Annotated in this window: 1 protein-coding gene; it reads left to right on the plus strand. The window is 68.0% G+C overall.

What is annotated here, in order from left to right; genetic code table 11:
- Positions 1-50 precede the first annotated feature (50 nt).
- A complete protein-coding gene (locus QK444_RS35620; protein WP_282786428.1) occupies positions 51-2234 on the plus strand; it encodes a transglycosylase domain-containing protein in 2184 nt (727 codons plus the stop codon).
- The last annotated feature ends 69 nt before the right edge of the window (positions 2235-2303 follow it).

Below are 2303 nucleotides of genomic sequence, written 5' to 3' on the forward strand. Positions count from 1 at the left end.
GCGGCGGTTCCCGACCCGGCTCGGGCCGCAAGCGTTCGCCCTGGAAGATCGTGCGCCGCACCCTCTACGTGCTGCTGGCGCTGGGCATCATCCTGCCCAGCACAGTCTTCCTCATCGCGTACTCGACCGCGTCGGTGCCGCGCCCTGGCGACCTGAAGAACAATCAGGTCGCCCTGATCTACGCCAATGACGGCAGCACGGTGCTGTCCAAGGTCGTTCCGCCGGAGGGCAACCGCACCGACGTCACCATCGACCAGATCCCGCCGCACGTGCGCAATGCCGTGATGGCGGCCGAGGACCGCGACTTCTACACCAACCCGGGCTTCTCCTTCAGCGGTTTCGCCCGCGCGCTGCGCGACAACCTGATGGGCAAGGACACCGCGGGCGGTGGCTCCACCATTACGCAGCAGTACGTGAAGAACGCGCTGGTCGGCAATGAGCGCTCACTCACCCGCAAGATGCGCGAGCTGGTCATCTCGGTGAAGATGGCGCAGGAGTGGTCCAAGGACGACATTCTCACCGCGTACCTCAACACCATCTATTTCGGCCGCGGCGCGTACGGCATCGACGCGGCGGCCAAGGCGTACTTCGGAAAACCGGTGCAGGAGTTGACCGTTTCCGAGGGTGCGGTGCTGGCGGCGACCATTCAGCAGCCGTCCAACCTGGACCCGGAGAAGAATCCGAAGGCCGCCGAGCAGCGCTGGACGTACGTGCTCGACGGCATGGTCTCCAGCGGTAACCTGCCGGCCACCGAACGCGCGAATATGCAGTTCCCGCAGGTGGTTCCGGTCGCCTCGCTGGGCGACAAGAGCCTGGACCAGGGCCCGGAGGGCCTGATCAAGTCCAAGGTGCTGGAGGAGCTGAGCGCCGCCGGCATCAGCGAACAGCAGCTCAACACCGAGGGCCTGCAGATCACCACCACCATCGACCCCCAGGCGCAGCAGGCCGCCGTGGACGCGGTGACCTCGAATATGAATGGCGAGCCGGAGAACCTGCGCACCGCCGTGGTGTCGGTGGATCCGCAGACCGGCGCCGTGCGCGCGTACTACGGCGGTGAGAACGGCGCGGGCTTCGACTTCGCCAGCGCGGGCCTGCCCGCCGGATCCGCGTTCAAGGTGTTCGGTCTGGCCCAGAACCTCGAGATGGGCAAGCCGCTGTCCACGCTGTACGACAGCTCCCCGGTCACCGTGAACGGCATCGAGATCACCAATGTCGAGGGCGAGCAGTGCGGTATGTGCACCATCGCCGAGGCGTTGAAGCGCTCGCTCAACACCAGCTTCTACCGCATGATGCTGGATATGCCGGGCAACGGCCCGCAGAAGATCGCCGATATGGCGCACAAGCTCGGCATTCCGGAAAGCATTCCGGGCGTGGGCGAAACGCTCACCGAGCCGGGCGGGGTCGGCCCGAACAACGGTGTCGTGCTGGGCCAGTACCAGGTGCGGGTGCTGGATATGGCCTCGGCGTACGCCACCCTGGCCGCCTCCGGCGTCTACCACGCGCCGCACTTCGTGCAGAAGGTCGTCGCCTCCGACGGCACCGTCCTGCTCGACCGCGGTGAGGTGGCCGGTGAGCAGCGCGTCTCCGCCGCGGTGGCCGACAATGTGACCGCCGCGATGGAGCCCATCGCCGCCTACTCGCGCAACCACGGCCTGGCGGGCGGCCGGGTGTCGGCCTCCAAGACCGGCACCCATCAGCTCGGCGACACCGGCGAGAACCGCGACGCGTGGATGGTCGGCTACACCCCGCAGCTGGCCACCGCGGTGTGGGTCGGCACCGAGCAGGGCGATCGGCTGCGCGGTGCGGGCGGCGGCATGATCTACGGATCCGGACTGCCGTCCGATATCTGGAAGGACACCATGGACGGCGCGCTCGAGGGCCAGCCCAAGGTGAAGTTCCCGAAGCCGGGTTCCATCGGCGGCCAGGCCGGTGTGCCGTCGTGGTCGGCCCCGTACACCGCGCCGTCGTCCGAGGCTCCGGTGGAGCCGCCGGTGGTCATCACCCAGACCCCGGTGCAGGTGGGACCGTTCACCCTGAATATTCCGGGGCTGGCGCCGAATCCGCAGCAGCAGACTCCGCAGAACATGCCGCAGAATCAGAGCCCCTCCGATGACGACGGACCGCTGCCCGGCCAGCCGGTCGCGCCGTCGGACGGCTCACCGCTGACGACCGCACCAGCGCCTACTCCGCGGTCGGACAATGGCAACGGCTACGGGTCACCGAACAACCGGTAGCCTCTTGCCGTGATCGAGCAGGAGTTGGTGCGCGCGCCGATGGCCGACGAGCACTCGGAGCCCCCACCG

The organism is Nocardia sp. CC201C, assembly GCF_030010695.1.
Taxonomy (GTDB): domain Bacteria; phylum Actinomycetota; class Actinomycetes; order Mycobacteriales; family Mycobacteriaceae; genus Nocardia; species Nocardia otitidiscaviarum.